General features: G+C 33.8%; 14 protein-coding genes. 7 read left to right on the top strand and 7 right to left on the bottom strand.

Going from position 1 to position 15,054, the window contains the following annotated elements; translation table 11 throughout:
* Nucleotides 1-10: 10 nt before the first annotated feature.
* Nucleotides 11-2,863: a carbamoyl-phosphate synthase large subunit gene (gene carB / locus PXD56_RS06890; protein ID WP_276492604.1), complete on the bottom strand. Its 2,853-nt coding sequence runs from the start codon at nt 2,861-2,863 to the stop codon at nt 11-13.
* Between the two features lie 89 nt (nt 2,864-2,952).
* Complete coding sequence (gene rpmH / locus PXD56_RS06885) at nt 2,953-3,114, bottom strand: 50S ribosomal protein L34 (RefSeq protein ID WP_036155072.1); 162 nt, start codon at nt 3,112-3,114, stop codon at nt 2,953-2,955.
* A 267-nt stretch (nt 3,115-3,381) separates the two neighbouring features.
* On the opposite strand from rpmH, the gene PXD56_RS06880 reads away from it, so the two are divergent.
* Nucleotides 3,382-3,897: a DUF2892 domain-containing protein gene (locus PXD56_RS06880; protein WP_276492603.1), complete on the top strand. Its 516-nt coding sequence runs from the start codon at nt 3,382-3,384 to the stop codon at nt 3,895-3,897.
* A 2-nt stretch (nt 3,898-3,899) separates the two neighbouring features.
* On the opposite strand, the gene PXD56_RS06875 is transcribed toward PXD56_RS06880, so the two are convergent.
* Both PXD56_RS06875 and PXD56_RS06870 read right to left on the bottom strand, forming a co-directional pair.
* On the bottom strand, nt 3,900-4,856 hold the full coding sequence (locus PXD56_RS06875) for a lytic transglycosylase domain-containing protein (protein ID WP_276492602.1): 957 nt from the start codon (nt 4,854-4,856) through the stop codon (nt 3,900-3,902).
* Between the two features lie 65 nt (nt 4,857-4,921).
* Nucleotides 4,922-5,572: an alpha/beta hydrolase gene (locus PXD56_RS06870; protein WP_276492601.1), complete on the bottom strand. Its 651-nt coding sequence runs from the start codon at nt 5,570-5,572 to the stop codon at nt 4,922-4,924.
* Nucleotides 5,573-5,761: 189 nt separating this feature from the next.
* Between PXD56_RS06870 and PXD56_RS06865 the strand changes: the two genes are divergently transcribed.
* The gene (locus tag PXD56_RS06865; RefSeq protein WP_276492600.1) at nt 5,762-6,058 is read left to right on the top strand and encodes a GNAT family N-acetyltransferase; all 297 of its coding nucleotides are present in this window, start codon (nt 5,762-5,764) and stop codon (nt 6,056-6,058) included.
* Nucleotides 6,059-6,093: 35 nt separating this feature from the next.
* On the opposite strand, the gene mtaB is transcribed toward PXD56_RS06865, so the two are convergent.
* The 3 genes from mtaB to PXD56_RS06850 all read right to left on the bottom strand — a co-directional run bounded on the left by mtaB (nt 6,094) and on the right by PXD56_RS06850 (nt 9,099).
* On the bottom strand, nt 6,094-7,422 hold the full coding sequence (mtaB, locus tag PXD56_RS06860; protein ID WP_276492599.1) for a tRNA (N(6)-L-threonylcarbamoyladenosine(37)-C(2))-methylthiotransferase MtaB: 1,329 nt from the start codon (nt 7,420-7,422) through the stop codon (nt 6,094-6,096).
* A gap of 85 nt (nt 7,423-7,507) precedes the next feature.
* Nucleotides 7,508-8,683 (bottom strand): GlmU family protein, encoded by a 1,176-nt coding sequence (locus PXD56_RS06855; RefSeq protein ID WP_276492598.1) that lies wholly within the window; start codon nt 8,681-8,683, stop codon nt 7,508-7,510.
* Nucleotides 8,684-8,829: 146 nt separating this feature from the next.
* Entirely contained in the window at nt 8,830-9,099 is a 270-nt protein-coding gene (locus PXD56_RS06850) for a type B 50S ribosomal protein L31 (RefSeq protein WP_276492597.1), read from the bottom strand.
* A gap of 180 nt (nt 9,100-9,279) precedes the next feature.
* On the opposite strand from PXD56_RS06850, the gene PXD56_RS06845 reads away from it, so the two are divergent.
* The 5 genes from PXD56_RS06845 (at nt 9,280) to PXD56_RS06825 (ending at nt 15,033) form a co-directional block, all read left to right on the top strand.
* Entirely contained in the window at nt 9,280-9,807 is a 528-nt protein-coding gene (locus tag PXD56_RS06845; protein WP_276492596.1) for a DUF4199 domain-containing protein, read from the top strand.
* Nucleotides 9,808-9,853: 46 nt separating this feature from the next.
* The gene (locus PXD56_RS06840; protein ID WP_276492595.1) at nt 9,854-10,813 is read left to right on the top strand and encodes a glycosyltransferase family 2 protein; all 960 of its coding nucleotides are present in this window, start codon (nt 9,854-9,856) and stop codon (nt 10,811-10,813) included.
* A gap of 43 nt (nt 10,814-10,856) precedes the next feature.
* The gene (locus PXD56_RS06835) at nt 10,857-12,566 is read left to right on the top strand and encodes a phospho-sugar mutase (protein ID WP_276492594.1); all 1,710 of its coding nucleotides are present in this window, start codon (nt 10,857-10,859) and stop codon (nt 12,564-12,566) included.
* Nucleotides 12,566-14,392: an ABC transporter ATP-binding protein gene (locus PXD56_RS06830; protein ID WP_276492593.1), complete on the top strand. Its 1,827-nt coding sequence runs from the start codon at nt 12,566-12,568 to the stop codon at nt 14,390-14,392. The genes PXD56_RS06835 and PXD56_RS06830 overlap by 1 nt, the downstream gene beginning before the upstream one ends.
* A 98-nt stretch (nt 14,393-14,490) precedes the next feature.
* Complete coding sequence (locus PXD56_RS06825) at nt 14,491-15,033, top strand: RNA polymerase sigma factor (RefSeq protein WP_276492592.1); 543 nt, start codon at nt 14,491-14,493, stop codon at nt 15,031-15,033.
* Nucleotides 15,034-15,054 lie beyond the last annotated feature (21 nt).

Genomic DNA, 15,054 nt, shown 5'->3' with positions numbered 1-15,054 from the left:
TGTTATTGGACTATTTACTCAAATACATTTTACGTCTAGCATAAAGATTATAAAAATCATCATCTTTTAAGCTATCAATAAACAAAATGCTTTCGCCCGTACTTTTCATTTCAGGACCTAAATTCTTATTTACATTAGGGAATTTGTTGAAAGAGAATACTGGTTGTTTAATTGCAAACCCTTCTAATTGTGGATTGAAATTGAAATCTTTAATTTTCTTCTCACCTAACATTACCTTAGTTGCATAATTTACATAAGGTTCTTTATACGCTTTCGCTATAAAAGGAACTGTACGAGATGCTCTAGGGTTAGCCTCAATAATGTATACAATATCATCTTTAATAGCGAACTGTATATTGATCAGACCTACGGTATTTAAAGCCAAGGCAATCTTCTTGGTATGATCTTTAATTTGCTGCATTACAAATTCACCAAGGTTAAATGGCGGTAAGGTAGAATTAGAATCTCCAGAGTGAATACCACAAGGCTCAATATGCTCCATTATACCAATAATATATACATCTTCGCCATCACATATTGCATCAGCTTCAGCCTCTATAGCTCCATCCAAATAATGATCTAATAATAATTTGTTATTTGGTATTTTACGCAATAAACCAACTACATGCTCTTCTAGTTCTTGTTTATTAATTACAATTTTCATTCCCTGACCACCTAGAACGTATGACGGCCTAACTAAAAGTGGAAAATCTAATTCATCTGAAAGCGCCAATGCTTCATCTGCAGTTTCAGCCACTCCAAATTGTGGGAAAGGAATATCATTTACTTTTAATAAATCGGAAAAACTACCTCTGTCTTCCGCTAAATCCAATGCTTCAAAACTAGTTCCTATAATCTTAACACCATATTTAGAAAGCTTTTCTGCCAATTTAAGAGCAGTTTGCCCACCTAATTGAACAATTACTCCCTCAGGTTTTTCATGGCGTATAATATCATATATATGCTCCCAATATACCGGTTCAAAATACAATTTATCTGCAGTATCAAAATCTGTAGAAACCGTTTCTGGATTACAGTTGATCATAATAGTCTCATAACCACACTCAGCAGCAGCCAAAACACCATGTACACAGCAATAGTCAAATTCAATACCTTGCCCTATTCTGTTTGGTCCAGAGCCAAGAACTACAATTTTCTTTTTGTCGGTTACCACACTATCATTTTCTACATATCTGGTACCATCGGGTTTCTCTATCTCTGCTTCAAAAGTTGAATAATAGTACGGTGTCATTGCTTTAAACTCTGCAGCACAAGTATCTACCAACTTATAAACTCTATTTATATTTAGCTCGGTACGCTTATTATACACTTCACTTTCATAACAATCTACCATATGAGCTATTTGTCTATCGGCAAATCCTTTTTGTTTCGCTTCTAACAATAAGTCTTTTGAAAGTGTGGCAATCGTATATTTAGAAATCTCTTTTTCTAAGAAATACAGTTCTTCATATTGCTTTAAGAACCACATATCAATTTTAGTGATCTCATGTATTCTACTTAACGGAATACCTATTTGTATAGCATCATATATTACAAATACCCTATCCCAACTTGGAATAGTAAGCTTACTTATAATTTTATTATAATCCTTATACCCTTTTCCATCCGCTCCTAGACCATTGCGCTTTATCTCTAAAGACTGCGTTGCTTTGTGAAGCGCTTCTTGAAAAGAACGCCCTATTCCCATTACTTCACCTACAGATTTCATCTGAAGACCTAAAGTACGGTCAGAACCTTCAAATTTATCGAAATTCCAACGTGGTATTTTTACAATTACATAATCTAAAGTAGGCTCAAACAATGCCGACGTAGATTTAGTAATTTGATTATCTAACTCATCAAGCGTATAACCAATAGCTAATTTGGTAGCTACTTTAGCAATAGGATAACCAGTAGCTTTAGAAGCTAATGCAGAAGACCTAGATACTCTTGGGTTTATTTCAATTGCTATAATTTCCTCTTCTTCGTCAGGACTAACAGCAAACTGCACGTTACAACCACCTTCAAAATCACCAATACTACGCATCATATGTATTGCCATATCACGCATTTTCTGGTACGTTCTATCAGAAAGCGTCATTGCTGGCGCTACGGTTATAGAATCACCGGTATGTATACCCATTGGATCCATATTCTCAATAGCACATATGATAACAACATTGTCGTTTTTATCCCTAAGCAGCTCTAACTCATATTCTTTCCAACCCATAAGGGCTTTATCGATCATCACCTCATGAATAGGCGAAATCTCTAGACCATAACTTAACTGTTCATCAAAATCTTCTGGCTTATAAACAATTGATGCTCCCGCACCACCTAGTGTATAAGAAGCTCGTATTACCAATGGAAAACCAAATTCTTGAGCAATCTCTTTACCCTTTAAGAAAGATGTTGCCGTTGCTTGCGGCGCCATACCAACACCAATTTTCAACATTAGCTCCCTAAATTGTTCTCTATCTTCAGTAATATTAATGGCATCGATATCAACACCTATTAATTCTACTCCAAAATCTTCCCAAATTCCTTTTTTATCTGCTTCGATACAAAGGTTTAATGCAGTCTGCCCTCCCATAGTAGGTAACACTGCATCAATTTGAGGATGAGCTTTTAAAATCTCTATTATAGATTTTGTAGTTAACGGTTTTAAATACACATGATCCGCCATTGAAGGATCTGTCATAATTGTTGCAGGGTTACTATTTATCAAAATAGTTTCTATACCATCTTCACGTAACGAACGTAGAGATTGACTACCTGCATAATCAAATTCACATGCTTGACCGATAACTATAGGACCTGATCCTATTAGTAAAATGGAGTTTAAATCTTTTCTTTTTGGCATTTTATAACAATTTAATATGGGAATTGGACAAAAAAAAGGTGCTACTTTCAGAAAAGTAACACCTAAATATTTTTAAAACAATGAAATCATTATTTTTTATGGCTTGGTTCAGAGGAAACAGTTAATTTCTTTCTTCCTTTTGCTCTTCTTCTTGCAAGAACTTTTCTTCCATTAACGGAAGCCATACGCTCACGAAAACCGTGTTTGTTCTTTCTTTTTCTCTTTGATGGTTGAAACGTTCTCTTGCTCATCGCCTATATAATTAAATGCTTTGTATTAATTTTGAAATTTGCCCTTCTTATTGAACGGGTAAAACTGGGCGCAAATATACAAAGAGTTTTTGCTTTAGCAAGGGTTATGAAAAAAAATATTTTTATAAATCCGTACGTCACAAAACCAAGCTTTTGATTAATTTTGCCCGGATTGAAATTTAGCGCTGTAATCGCTTTATTTTAATAGGGTTTCAATAAAAACTAAAAAACCTTTTTAACCATCAACTAGATTAATAAACTCAAAATATGTTCAATAAAAATTTAAAATTAATCATAGCCGGACTAATAATCGCCTATTCCGTGTACCAATTTATAGAAGGTAATATTGGAAATGGCATATTTCTAATATTGTTATCCTTAATTTTTATCTTTCTTTATTTTAGAAACGAAATTATTCTTTTGGCATTTTTAAGAATGAGAAAACAAGATTTAACCGGAACTAAAAACTGGTTAGACAAAATTAAAAGCCCTGAAGCTGCATTAACTGTTAAACAACAAGGCTACTACAACTACTTACACGGTATCATTTTTTCTCAAACCAATTTAACCCAAGCAGAGAAATACTTTAAAAAAGCTCTCAAACTTGGATTAACTATGGATTATGATGTTGCTATGGCAAAATTAAGCTTAGCTGGTATATCTATGCAGAAACGTCGTAAGAGAGAAGCTACTATGCTGCTTAACGAGGCTAAGAAATTAGACAAAAACAATATGTTGACAGATCAAATAAAAATGATGCAACAACAAATGAAGAAAATCTAATACTATTTAGTTTCTCTATAATATCCTTTATTAGGGATTTCTATAGTATATTTTTTACGAGAACTATTATTTAAATGCGCCTCTCTCAACCAAGGATTGTGGCGCTTTAATATTTTGTAGTTGATTTCATATTCTTGTGCAAAATCAGCAAAATCACTTACCGGTTTGTCAATTTCAACATTAAATGTAGGTACAGCTTCGTACATATCTTCTTTTTCGATATGAAAACCATACTTTTCTGGATTAGAAAGAATTTCTTTGATAGCCATAATTCTAAATACATATCTACCGGTTTCACTACCTAACAAAAGATCCCAATAATTATCTACCTGCTGAATGCCCATGTACTTATTAATTGCTCCAGGACCTGCATTGTAAGCTGCAGCAGTCAAAGCCCAGCTACCATACTTATTTTTCCATCTGTTTAAATATTTACAAGCAACCTCTGTAGACTTTTCTAAATGATAGCGTTCATCTACATTTGAGTTCACTTCTAAACCATACTCCCTACCCGTTTCTCTCATTATTTGCCAGAACCCGGTTGCACCTGCCGGAGAAACCACATTGGTTAAACCACTTTCTGCCACCGCTAGATATTTAAAATCATCAGGAATGCCATTTTTAGCCAAAATTGGTTCTATAATGGGAAAAAACTTATTTGCCCTTTTAATCAATAATACTGCATTTGATTGCCAGTAGGTATTTACCAAAAATTCACGGTCTATACGCTCCAATATTTCTGGATCTGACTGTGGTACCACCTCTCCTGCAAAATTTAAGTTCTCGGGTATATCTATAGATGAAATTTTATAAGATTTAGATACATTTTTCTGAACGCTGTCATTTACAACAACTTTATCATTACTCGCAACGCTATCAGTATTTCCCACAGCAAATATTAATGTACCTGCAACGAATACCACACCCAACAACATCAATATATTTTTAATAGCCTTCATGTATTTTATCTTTTATTTTATTTCTACAAACTTTCTTGCCTTCCAAAGGTATATATAGAACTATTTTATTCCAAAATAATTGTTGGCAAGTTCTCGTTAAACCACTTTGCCCTGTGTATTATCATTGTATGTGTTCCGTTAGGTACAGAAATATAGTTACTAATATTATCTATTGGAAAAACAGTATCCTTTTCACCTTGTATATGAATTAATTTATCGCATGGCACCTCTTGCTTCCAATTTACCAACTCATTTATGGACCAATCTATATAACTTTTATCCCTTACAGATAAATACTTTTCATATAACGAAAGTCTCTTGGTTACACTTTCTCCAAAAGCATATTTGGCGAGTAATTCCACATTGTTGACCAAACCTGTGGGCAGCAGTTTATGTACACTAGTATATCTTGCAAACAACATACGTTTTGGCAACTCATATCTCGTTTTTACACTAGAAATAATAATCACCTTTCTAACATCGATAAACTTAGTCATTTCTTGAACAAGAAGTCCTCCTAAAGACACCCCCAGCAATACTACATTTTCGTGCTGTATTTTGCTACACATATTTTTAGCATAGGCTTTAAAAGTTACACCTTTTGTAGGAATATTCCATTCTAAAAAATGAAGCTCAAAATTTTCTTTTGGTAGTTTTATATACTCAAAAATAGCAGGACTTGCCGCCATGCCAGGCATACAATAGACATGAATCATAATAGCTAGTATAGTCACGAAACGTAGTAAAAACTAGGAAATTAAGTAATTTTTAACTACTTTTGTAGGATAATGCGAAAAACACAACAATTTTCATGTGTTATATTCTGTACAGCATTTACCAAAGACTAATTACGATATGAGAACGTCGTAATTTTTTTGTCTAATAACAACACTAAAATTATCTATATGAACGATGTTATCATTAATGACAATTCTTTTCTGCGTCAATTCGAAACTACCGTAGATGGACATTTAGCCAGAATTGAATATTCTTCTCAAGAACGAAAGGTATTCCTTACCAAATTAGTGGTTCCAGAAGAAATTACAGATGAAGATTTCAAAGAAAACTTTATCAAAGCCGTTCTAAGTATTATTCAAGAAAGAAATCTTAGAGTTGTTCCAACAAGTCCTCATATAGCAGGATTTCTTCGTAAGAACAGAAGACAGTACAAAGAGATGTTACCTATTGGTATTCGAATCTAAAAAATTTAAAAGCCTTTCAGATGAAAGGCTTTTTTTTATGCTTCTACTTTCTCGTTCACAAAATTAAATCTAACCAGACCATCCTTATCGATCTCGGTCAGCTTTACTTTATGCAGCGTATTCACTAATTCAGGATTCCAAGGAGATTTTACTTTTACGTAATTTTCGGTAAATCCATGAATATAACCTTCTTTGTTTTCACCTTCAAACAATACGGTCAACTCATTCTCTAGCTGACTCTCGTAAAACGCACGTCTTTTCTTAACTGATAGTCCACGTAACATTTTACTTCTTTTGCTTCTTACTTTATTAGATACTACGCCGTCCATAGTAGCTGCGGGTGTGTTATCTCTTTCTGAATAGGTAAAAACATGGAGATATGAAATATCCAAATCGTTTAAAAAATGATATGTCTCAAGAAAATGTTCTTCGGTTTCTCCTGGAAATCCTACTATCACATCTACACCAATACAGCAGTTTGGCATTACCTCTCTAATCTTTTCTACCCGTTCCTTATAAAGATTAGTCATATAACGACGCTTCATTAATTTTAGAAGATCATCACTACCACTCTGCAAAGGAATATGAAAATGGGGTACGAACGATTTACTTTGAGAAACAAACTCTATTGTCTCGTTTTTTAAAAGATTAGGCTCTATTGATGAAATTCGTAAACGATGAATACCGTCCACATCATCTAATGCTTCAACTAATTCTAAAAAAGTATGTTCGTGTTTTTTATTACCGAACTCGCCTTTACCATAGTCGCCTATATTTACACCGGTTAAAACAATTTCTTTAATTCCTTGGGCAGATATATCTGCCGCATTCTTCAGCACATTTTCTAAAGTATCACTTCTAGATATACCACGTGCTAAAGGAATGGTACAATAAGTACATTTATAATCACAACCGTCTTGAACTTTCAAGAAAGCCCTTGTTCTAGCTCCAATAGCATAGCTACCTACATAAAAATCAGCATCTGCTATTTCACAAGAATGAACCTTACCATGATCATTTTTGGTTAAATCATTTATATAATCTGTAATCTTGAATTTCTCGGTAGCACCTAGAACCAAATCTACACCGTCTACATCTGCTAATTCTTCAGGTTTCAGTTGAGCATAACAACCAACAGCCGCAACAAAAGCATCAGGATTTATCTTTTGCGCTTTTTTTACTATAGTTTTAAATTTCTTATCAGCATTATCGGTTACAGAACATGTATTAATTACATACATATCTGCTTCTTCTGAAAAATCTACCCTATCAAACCCTTCGTCCGCAAAACTACGAGCTATAGTAGAGGTTTCTGAAAAATTCAACTTACACCCCAAAGTGTAAAAAGCCACCTTCTTCTTCATCTAAATAATCTATTTGAGTGCGCAAAAATACTTAAACTAATCTCAGCCATAAAATTCCAATTAACTGAATTTCAGACTTAACTACTTAATACTTTCTCCATTTTTTTGTTAATTCGAAAACGTGGGTCAGAATATCAGCTTCAACTTCATTAAACTCCACTCCCCTTCTTGCCATCATTACTTTTGCCGCATCAAATGCTTTTGCAGGTTGATAAGCCGTAAACCCAGACGCACCGCCCCAACTAAAACTTGGAACAAAATTTCTAGGAAATCCAGGTACATATATGTTAGAATTCACCCCAATTACCGTCCCAGTATTGAACATGGTATTAATAGCGGTCTTACTATGATCCCCCATCATTAGTCCGCAAAACTGTAATCCCGTTTGCTCAAAGCGCTCTGTTGCGTAATCCCACAAACGAACTTTTGCATAATTATTTTTTAGATTAGAGTTATTGGAATCTGCACCAATATTACACCATTCTCCTAATACGGCATTCCCTAAATAACCTTCATGACCTTTACTTGAATACCCAAATATTACCGAGTTACTGACTTCTCCACAAACTTTACTGAAAGGACCAATAGTCGTTGCTCCGTAAAGCTTACCTCCCATTTTAATAATAGCATTATCACATAGCGCCAAAGCACCACGCACAAGACTACCTTCCCAAATTTCAGAATTCTTCCCTAGGTAAATAGGTCCGTCGGTAGCATTTAATATACTAAATTCAACCTTTGCCCCTTCTTCAAGGAATATACGCTCTGGATGTATTAATTGATTAGTATCTGATATAGGTTGACTTACTCGTCCTTTGGTAATAAAATCGAAATCGGACTGTAAGATATCTGCATTTTTATCGAAAATATCCCAAGTGTTATTGATTTGCACCAAATTACTTTTAAATTCTATAGTATTAAAACTGCTTAATTCATCAGAACTTTTTACCGATGGGCTTGAATAAGCTATCACTAAATCACCTGACTTTATAACTTCACCTTCTTTTAAAGCATTGACCGTTTTTATTAAACTATCAGATGGCAAAATAGATGCATCTATAAATATATTGGAGTCCTCTAATTTAACAGGATACTTAACACTCAAATACTCTTCTGTCAAAGAAGTTACAGAAACCTTTAAATAAGCCTCCCATCGTTCTTTCAAGGTCATTATACCTACACGAATTTCAGAAACGGGACGTGTAAAGGTAAAAGGTAAAAGATGATTCCTACGTGGACCATCAAAAAGTATAAAGTTCATACAAGATGATTTTTTTTTCAAAATTAACAAATATCCACAGAGCATCTATACATAATAGATAACTTCCTTATTTTAAAAGTTAAATGCAAAAAGAAACGCCTTCGAAAATTTCGAAGGCGCTATATTTATTAGAAGAAATAAAAATACTACTCTTCTTTTTTCTCTTCTTTAACAAACTTCTTGTACTTGTTCTTGAACTTGTCAATACGTCCTGCTGTATCCAACAATTTAGATTTACCTGTGTAAAAAGGGTGAGAAGTTCTTGAAATTTCTAATTTTACCAATGGATATTCAACTCCATCAACTTCTAAAGTTTCTTTAGTATTAGCTGTTGATTTTGTTAAAAAAACTTCTTCGTTAGACATGTCCTTAAAGGCCACGATTCTATAATTTTCTGGGTGTATGTCTTTTTTCATTTTAAAAACTTTAACGCACCCATTCCGACGGGCACTCATTTTAAGGCTGCAAAAATAGTGAAATTCTATTAACAGACTATTACAAAATCAAAAAAAATATTAAAAATAAATTTTATCACTTTTGTAACAATACATATCGATACTATACTAATATACAAAACAACCTATAATCACTATATAATGGAAGAAAATCAACCAAAAACAGGAAAATTTGCTAGAGTTTACGGCTTAGTATTAGGTATACTTACCATCACCTTTGCCTTAATGCTATACATAGCCGGCTTACAATACGAACAAAGTCTTGCCCTATTCGCTGTAAATATAAGCATAATGATAGGGGTAATTGTTTTTGGCATTTACAAGTTTAGAGAGGCTAACAACAATTTACTAACAATAAGTGAAGCAATAAAAGTAGGGATAGGCATTGCTTTAATTGGAGCAATTATAGGAATCATTTATCAAATGATTTTTATCAATATTATTGAACCTGATTTTATGACCAATATGATGGCTGCTCAAAAAGCCGAAATGATTTCCCAAAACCCTGGCATGACCCAAGATGAAATTGACGCAGCCGTCAAAATGATGGAAAACTTTTCCGGACCATTTTTAAGTGCTGCAATTGGTTTGATCAGCGCTTTATTTTTTGGTCTCATAATTTCCCTTTTGAGTGGCTTAATATTGAAAAAAGAAGAAGCTGCTTATTAATGCTAAGTAATTGTAGTATTTTTGGAGACAATACCAGAAGTCGCGCATGCAATTATCAATAGTAATTCCTTTACTTAACGAAGAAGAGTCACTTAAAGAACTTCATGATTGGATTGTGTCTGTAATGCAATCCAATCATTATACATATGAAATACTATTCGTTGATGATGGTAGTACGGACAATTCTTGGAAGATAATTTCAGAATTATCCAATCAAAATCCTTCAGTAAAAGGTATTCACTTTTTACGCAACTTCGGTAAATCACAAGCACTACATGCTGGGTTTAAAGCCGTAAGTGGTGACGTCATCATTACTATGGATGCAGATTTACAAGATAACCCTGAGGAAATTCCGGAGTTATATAATATGATTACCAATGAAGGTTATGAATTGGTTTCTGGCTGGAAAAAGAAACGCTACGATTCTATCATCTTTAAAAACACACCTTCTAAATTATTTAATTGGGCAGCAAGACGTACATCTGGTGTGCGACTTCACGATTTTAACTGTGGCTTAAAAGCATATGCAAAAGACGTTGTGAAAAATATTGAAGTATCTGGTGAAATGCATAGATACATACCGGTACTTGCCAAAAATGCAGGCTTTTCAAATATTGGCGAAAAGGTAGTAAAACACCAAGCTCGTAAATACGGTAAAACAAAATTCGGAATGGAACGTTTCATTAATGGATTTCTAGATTTATTAACCATTTGGTTCGTATCTAGATTTGGTAAACGACCTATGCACTTATTTGGCGCATTGGGCGTTTTAATGTTTTTAATCGGTTTTGGATTTGCCATCTATTTAGGTATAGATAAATTATTCATCAACAAGTTTGGAAGACTAATTACAGACCGTCCACAATTTTATATTTCACTGATAGCTATGGTCATAGGAACACAGTTGTTCTTGGCCGGTTTTATTGGGGAAATATTAATACGTTCAAAGAAAGAAGAAAAAAGATATATCGTTTCAGAAGAAATAAACACAGCACTTTTAGAATAGTAAAATTCTTACTAACTTAATTGCACATAAAACTATAAACCAAATGGATAACATCCTTGATACTGCTAAAACCTGGTTAACCGATTTTTTCGACCCAGCTGTAAAAAAAGAAATTGAACATCTTATTGCCAACGATAAAGAAGAACTGAACGACCGTTTCTATAAGAATATGGAATTTGGTACCGGAGGTATGAGAGGCGTTATGGGCGTTGGCACTAATCGTATTAACAAATATACCTTGGGTAAAAGTACACAGGGTCTAAGCAACTATTTAAATAAAGTTTACAAAGGCGAGGAAATTAAAGTAGTAATCGCTTTTGATTGCCGTCACAACAGTGACACGCTTGCAAGAACCGTGGCTGAAATCTTTTCCGCTAACAATATTAAAGTGTACTTATTTTCAGATTTACGTACCACTCCAGAACTTTCGTTTGCGGTAAGACATTTAAATTGTCATGCGGGTATTGTATTAACGGCATCTCATAACCCTCCAGAATATAATGGTTATAAAGTGTATTGGACCGATGGCGGACAAATTGTACCACCACAAGACGGCGAGATTATTTCTGAAATAAACTCCCTTGATTTTGAAGATATAAAATTTACACCCAACGATAGTTTAATTGAAGTAATAGATAAAGAAGTCGATGAGGCTTTTATTTCACAATCTGTTGCTGCAGGTAATTTTAATGCTGCTGGAAAAGATGACTTCAAAATTGTTTTCACTTCTTTACACGGAACATCGATTACGGCTATTCCAGAAGTATTGAAACGAGGAGGGTATGAAAATGTAACTATTATTGAGGAGCAAGCTAAACCAGATGGAAATTTCCCAACGGTAAAGTCTCCTAACCCAGAAGAATCTGAAGCACTTTCTATGGCTGTAAAAAAAGCCGAAGAAATTGGTGCGGATATGGTTGTGGGCACAGATCCAGACAGTGACCGTTTAGGTATTGCCGTTCGTAATCTTGATGGAGAAATGGAAATTGTTAACGGAAACCAAGCTATGGTTTTAATGACAAAATTCCTTCTTGAAAAAAGAAAAGAAAAAGGATTTAAAGGCAATGAATTTATTGCGACAACAATAGTATCTACCCCAATGATGGAGGCTATGGCGAAAGCATACGGAGTAGAATTCAAAACCTCTCTTACCGGATTTAAATGGATTGGTAAAATGATCAAAGATTTTCCAGAATCTGACTTTATTGGTGGTGGTGAAGAAAGCTTTGGTTACATGGTTGGTGATTTTGTTCGCGATAAAGATGCGGTTACCTCTACCCTATTGGCATGTGAAATTGCTAGCCAAGCAAAAGCTAACGGCAGCTCTTTCTACAAAGATTTAATTCAATGTTATGTTGATTATGGTTTCTACAAAGAACACTTAGTTTCTATTACTAAAAAGGGTATTAGTGGTGCCGAAGAAATTAAGCAAATGTTGAAGGATTTCAAGGAAAATCCTGTAGCATCTGTTGCTGGATCAAAAGTGAAATGGATTGAAGATTATAATACTTCAACTGCCAAAAATGTACTAACAGGTGAAGAGAAGACTATTGACATTCCAAAATCTAACGTTTTAATCTATGAAACTGAAGATGGCACAAGAATTGCCGCTAGACCAAGTGGAACAGAACCTAAAGTGAAGTTTTACATTAGTACCAATACAAAATTGGAAAAAACTGAAGATTATAAAAAAGTGGCAGCAGAACTTGACAATAAAGTCAAAAGTATTCTTGCTGAGCTTAATTTAGCTTAATGAACTATTTCAAAAAGATTCTTCGCTTTGCGAAGCCTTACAAGATATATGCAATTTTAAACATTATATCTAATATCTTTTACGCACTGTTTTCAACATTGGCAATGATTTCATTATTTCCAATGTTGACAGTGTTATTTGACAAAACAGAAGAAGTATACACTAAACCGAAATGGAAAGGTTTTTTTGAATTAAAGGATTATGGTATAGATTATCTAAACTATTTCGTAACGGAAAAAAGTAAAGATAATGATCCTGGCGAAGTACTAATGTTTATGGTTATTTTAATAATATCCATGTTCTTACTTAAAAATTTATTTAATTACTTAGCCATGTATTTCATTACATTTTTACGTAATGGCGTACTTAAAGATTTACGTAATGAGCTTTATGACAAAACCGTAGAGCTACCCATCTCCTATTACTCTGAAAAAAGAAAAGGTGATACAATTGCCCGAATAACCTCAGATGTTTTAGAAATTCAACATTCATTTCTATCTATTTTAGAATTAATTGTACGAGAACCTTTGACAATAATTTTTACAATTATTGCCATGCTCTCTATTAGTCCTAAATTAACCTTGTTTGTATTTCTATTTCTTCCACTTTCCGGATTTTTAATTTCATTGATTGGAAAATCGTTAAAACGTAAATCTGATAAAGTTCAACAAGAACAAGGTTACTTCTTGTCCATTCTAGAAGAAACCTTAGGAGGATTACGAGTTATAAAAGCATTTAATTCTGAATCGGTATTTTCTAAAAAATTTCAAGCTTCAACTAAACGTTTTTTTAATTTCTCCAATAGTTTACTTAATAGACAAAATTTAGCTTCACCTACTAGTGAATTTTTTGGGATTGCTGCTATTGGCGTAATTTTATGGTATGGCGGGCAAATGGTTTTAGTGGAAAAAACTCTAGAAAGCGGTTTGTTTATAACTTATATGACATTGTCATACCAAATATTAACTCCCGCAAAGGCTATTAGCAAAGCCTCCTATAGCGTTAAAAAAGGAAATGCTGCAGCAGAACGTGTTATGGAGATTTTGGAAACTGAAAATCCTATTTCTGAAATTGAAAATCCTATCCATCAAGAAGCATTTAATACAGCTGTCAACATCAATAATATCTCATTTAAATATGAAGACGATTACGTGCTGAAGGATTTCAATCTAACCGTTGAAAAAGGTAAAACAGTTGCGTTAGTAGGTCAATCCGGTAGCGGAAAAAGTACTATTGCTAATCTTGTAACGCGTTTTTACGATGTTAATGAAGGAGATATAAGCATTGACGGTAACAACATTAAAGACCTTAGTAAAAAGTCTTTACGTGGTTTATTAGGTTTGGTAACTCAAGATTCTATCCTATTTAATGATACGGTTAAAAACAACATTGGCTTAGGAAAAGAGAATGCCACAGATGAGGAAATCATAGAAGCTGCAAAGATTGCAAATGCCCATGATTTTATAATGGACTTACCCAAAGGTTATGACACCAACATTGGTGATAGCGGTAATAAGTTAAGTGGCGGACAAAAACAACGTTTGTCTATTTCAAGAGCGGTATTAAAGAATCCGCCAATAATGATTTTGGACGAAGCTACTTCTGCTTTAGATACCGAAAGTGAACGCTTGGTACAAGATGCACTTGAAAAGATGATGATGAACAGAACGTCTATTGTCATTGCTCACAGGCTTTCTACCATTCAGAATGCAGATACCATTGTTGTACTTCAGAAAGGAAAAATTGTTGAGCAAGGTACTCATGCTGAACTTTTAGAGTTAAATGGCACATACAAGAAATTAGTACAGATGCAATCATTGGCATAGTAACTGTAGATTACTATAAACAAAACGGTTTAATTCATTAGTTGATTAAACCTTTCCCTAACTTAATAGTCTAAGAATAAACAAAACCTCATTTCTAGGTGATCGAAGAGGAAACATTAGTATTAGATTTAAAAACAAAAAGCAAGCAAGCGCAAGCTTTTGAGGTATTGGTAAATACCTACAAAGAGCGACTGTATTGGCAAATACGAAGTATTGTATTAAATCACCAAGATGCAGATGATGTTTTACAAAACACCTTCATTAAGGTTTATAAAAATATAGACGGATTTAAAGGAGACAGTAAACTCTTTTCTTGGATGTACCGTATTGCAACTAACGAAGCGCTAAATTTCATAAAAAAACGAGCTAAACTGCAAGGGATTTCCGATACGGATTATCAAGATAAATTGGTATCTAATTTAGAAGCAGATGTATATTTTGAAGGAGATGAAATTCAACTACAACTGCAAAAAGCTATTGCTACGCTCCCTGAAAAACAAAAGTTAGTTTTTAATATGAAATACTTTCAGGAATTAAAATATGAAGAAATTTCAGAAATATTAGACACCTCTGTTGGCGGGCTCAAAGCTTCTTACCATCTAGCTGTTAAAAAACTAGAGCAGTATTTGAAAGAAGATTAAACCTTTTATATAATTGATTGT

Source organism: Maribacter zhoushanensis (assembly GCF_029350975.1).
GTDB classification, from domain to species: domain Bacteria; phylum Bacteroidota; class Bacteroidia; order Flavobacteriales; family Flavobacteriaceae; genus Maribacter; species Maribacter zhoushanensis.
The sequence above is the reverse complement of the archived record's forward strand: the minus strand, read 5'-3'. Positions and strand labels throughout refer to the sequence as shown.

What these genes read in the sequence shown, in the direction of transcription:
- rpmH (WP_036155072.1), bottom strand. Translation starts at nt 3,114, where the DNA reads ATGAGCAAGAGAACGTTTCAACCATCAAAGAGAAAAAGAAAGAACAAA.
- mtaB (WP_276492599.1), bottom strand. Translation starts at nt 7,422, where the DNA reads ATGAAGAAGAAGGTGGCTTTTTACACTTTGGGGTGTAAGTTGAATTTT.
- PXD56_RS06880 (WP_276492603.1), top strand. Translation starts at nt 3,382, where the DNA reads ATGTTCAATAAAAATTTAAAATTAATCATAGCCGGACTAATAATCGCC.
- PXD56_RS06850 (WP_276492597.1), bottom strand. Translation starts at nt 9,099, where the DNA reads ATGAAAAAAGACATACACCCAGAAAATTATAGAATCGTGGCCTTTAAG.
- PXD56_RS06875 (WP_276492602.1), bottom strand. Translation starts at nt 4,856, where the DNA reads ATGAAGGCTATTAAAAATATATTGATGTTGTTGGGTGTGGTATTCGTT.
- PXD56_RS06830 (WP_276492593.1), top strand. Translation starts at nt 12,566, where the DNA reads ATGAACTATTTCAAAAAGATTCTTCGCTTTGCGAAGCCTTACAAGATA.
- PXD56_RS06865 (WP_276492600.1), top strand. Translation starts at nt 5,762, where the DNA reads ATGAACGATGTTATCATTAATGACAATTCTTTTCTGCGTCAATTCGAA.
- PXD56_RS06840 (WP_276492595.1), top strand. Translation starts at nt 9,854, where the DNA reads ATGCAATTATCAATAGTAATTCCTTTACTTAACGAAGAAGAGTCACTT.
- PXD56_RS06835 (WP_276492594.1), top strand. Translation starts at nt 10,857, where the DNA reads ATGGATAACATCCTTGATACTGCTAAAACCTGGTTAACCGATTTTTTC.
- PXD56_RS06845 (WP_276492596.1), top strand. Translation starts at nt 9,280, where the DNA reads ATGGAAGAAAATCAACCAAAAACAGGAAAATTTGCTAGAGTTTACGGC.
- carB (WP_276492604.1), bottom strand. Translation starts at nt 2,863, where the DNA reads ATGCCAAAAAGAAAAGATTTAAACTCCATTTTACTAATAGGATCAGGT.
- PXD56_RS06870 (WP_276492601.1), bottom strand. Translation starts at nt 5,572, where the DNA reads ATGATTCATGTCTATTGTATGCCTGGCATGGCGGCAAGTCCTGCTATT.
- PXD56_RS06855 (WP_276492598.1), bottom strand. Translation starts at nt 8,683, where the DNA reads ATGAACTTTATACTTTTTGATGGTCCACGTAGGAATCATCTTTTACCT.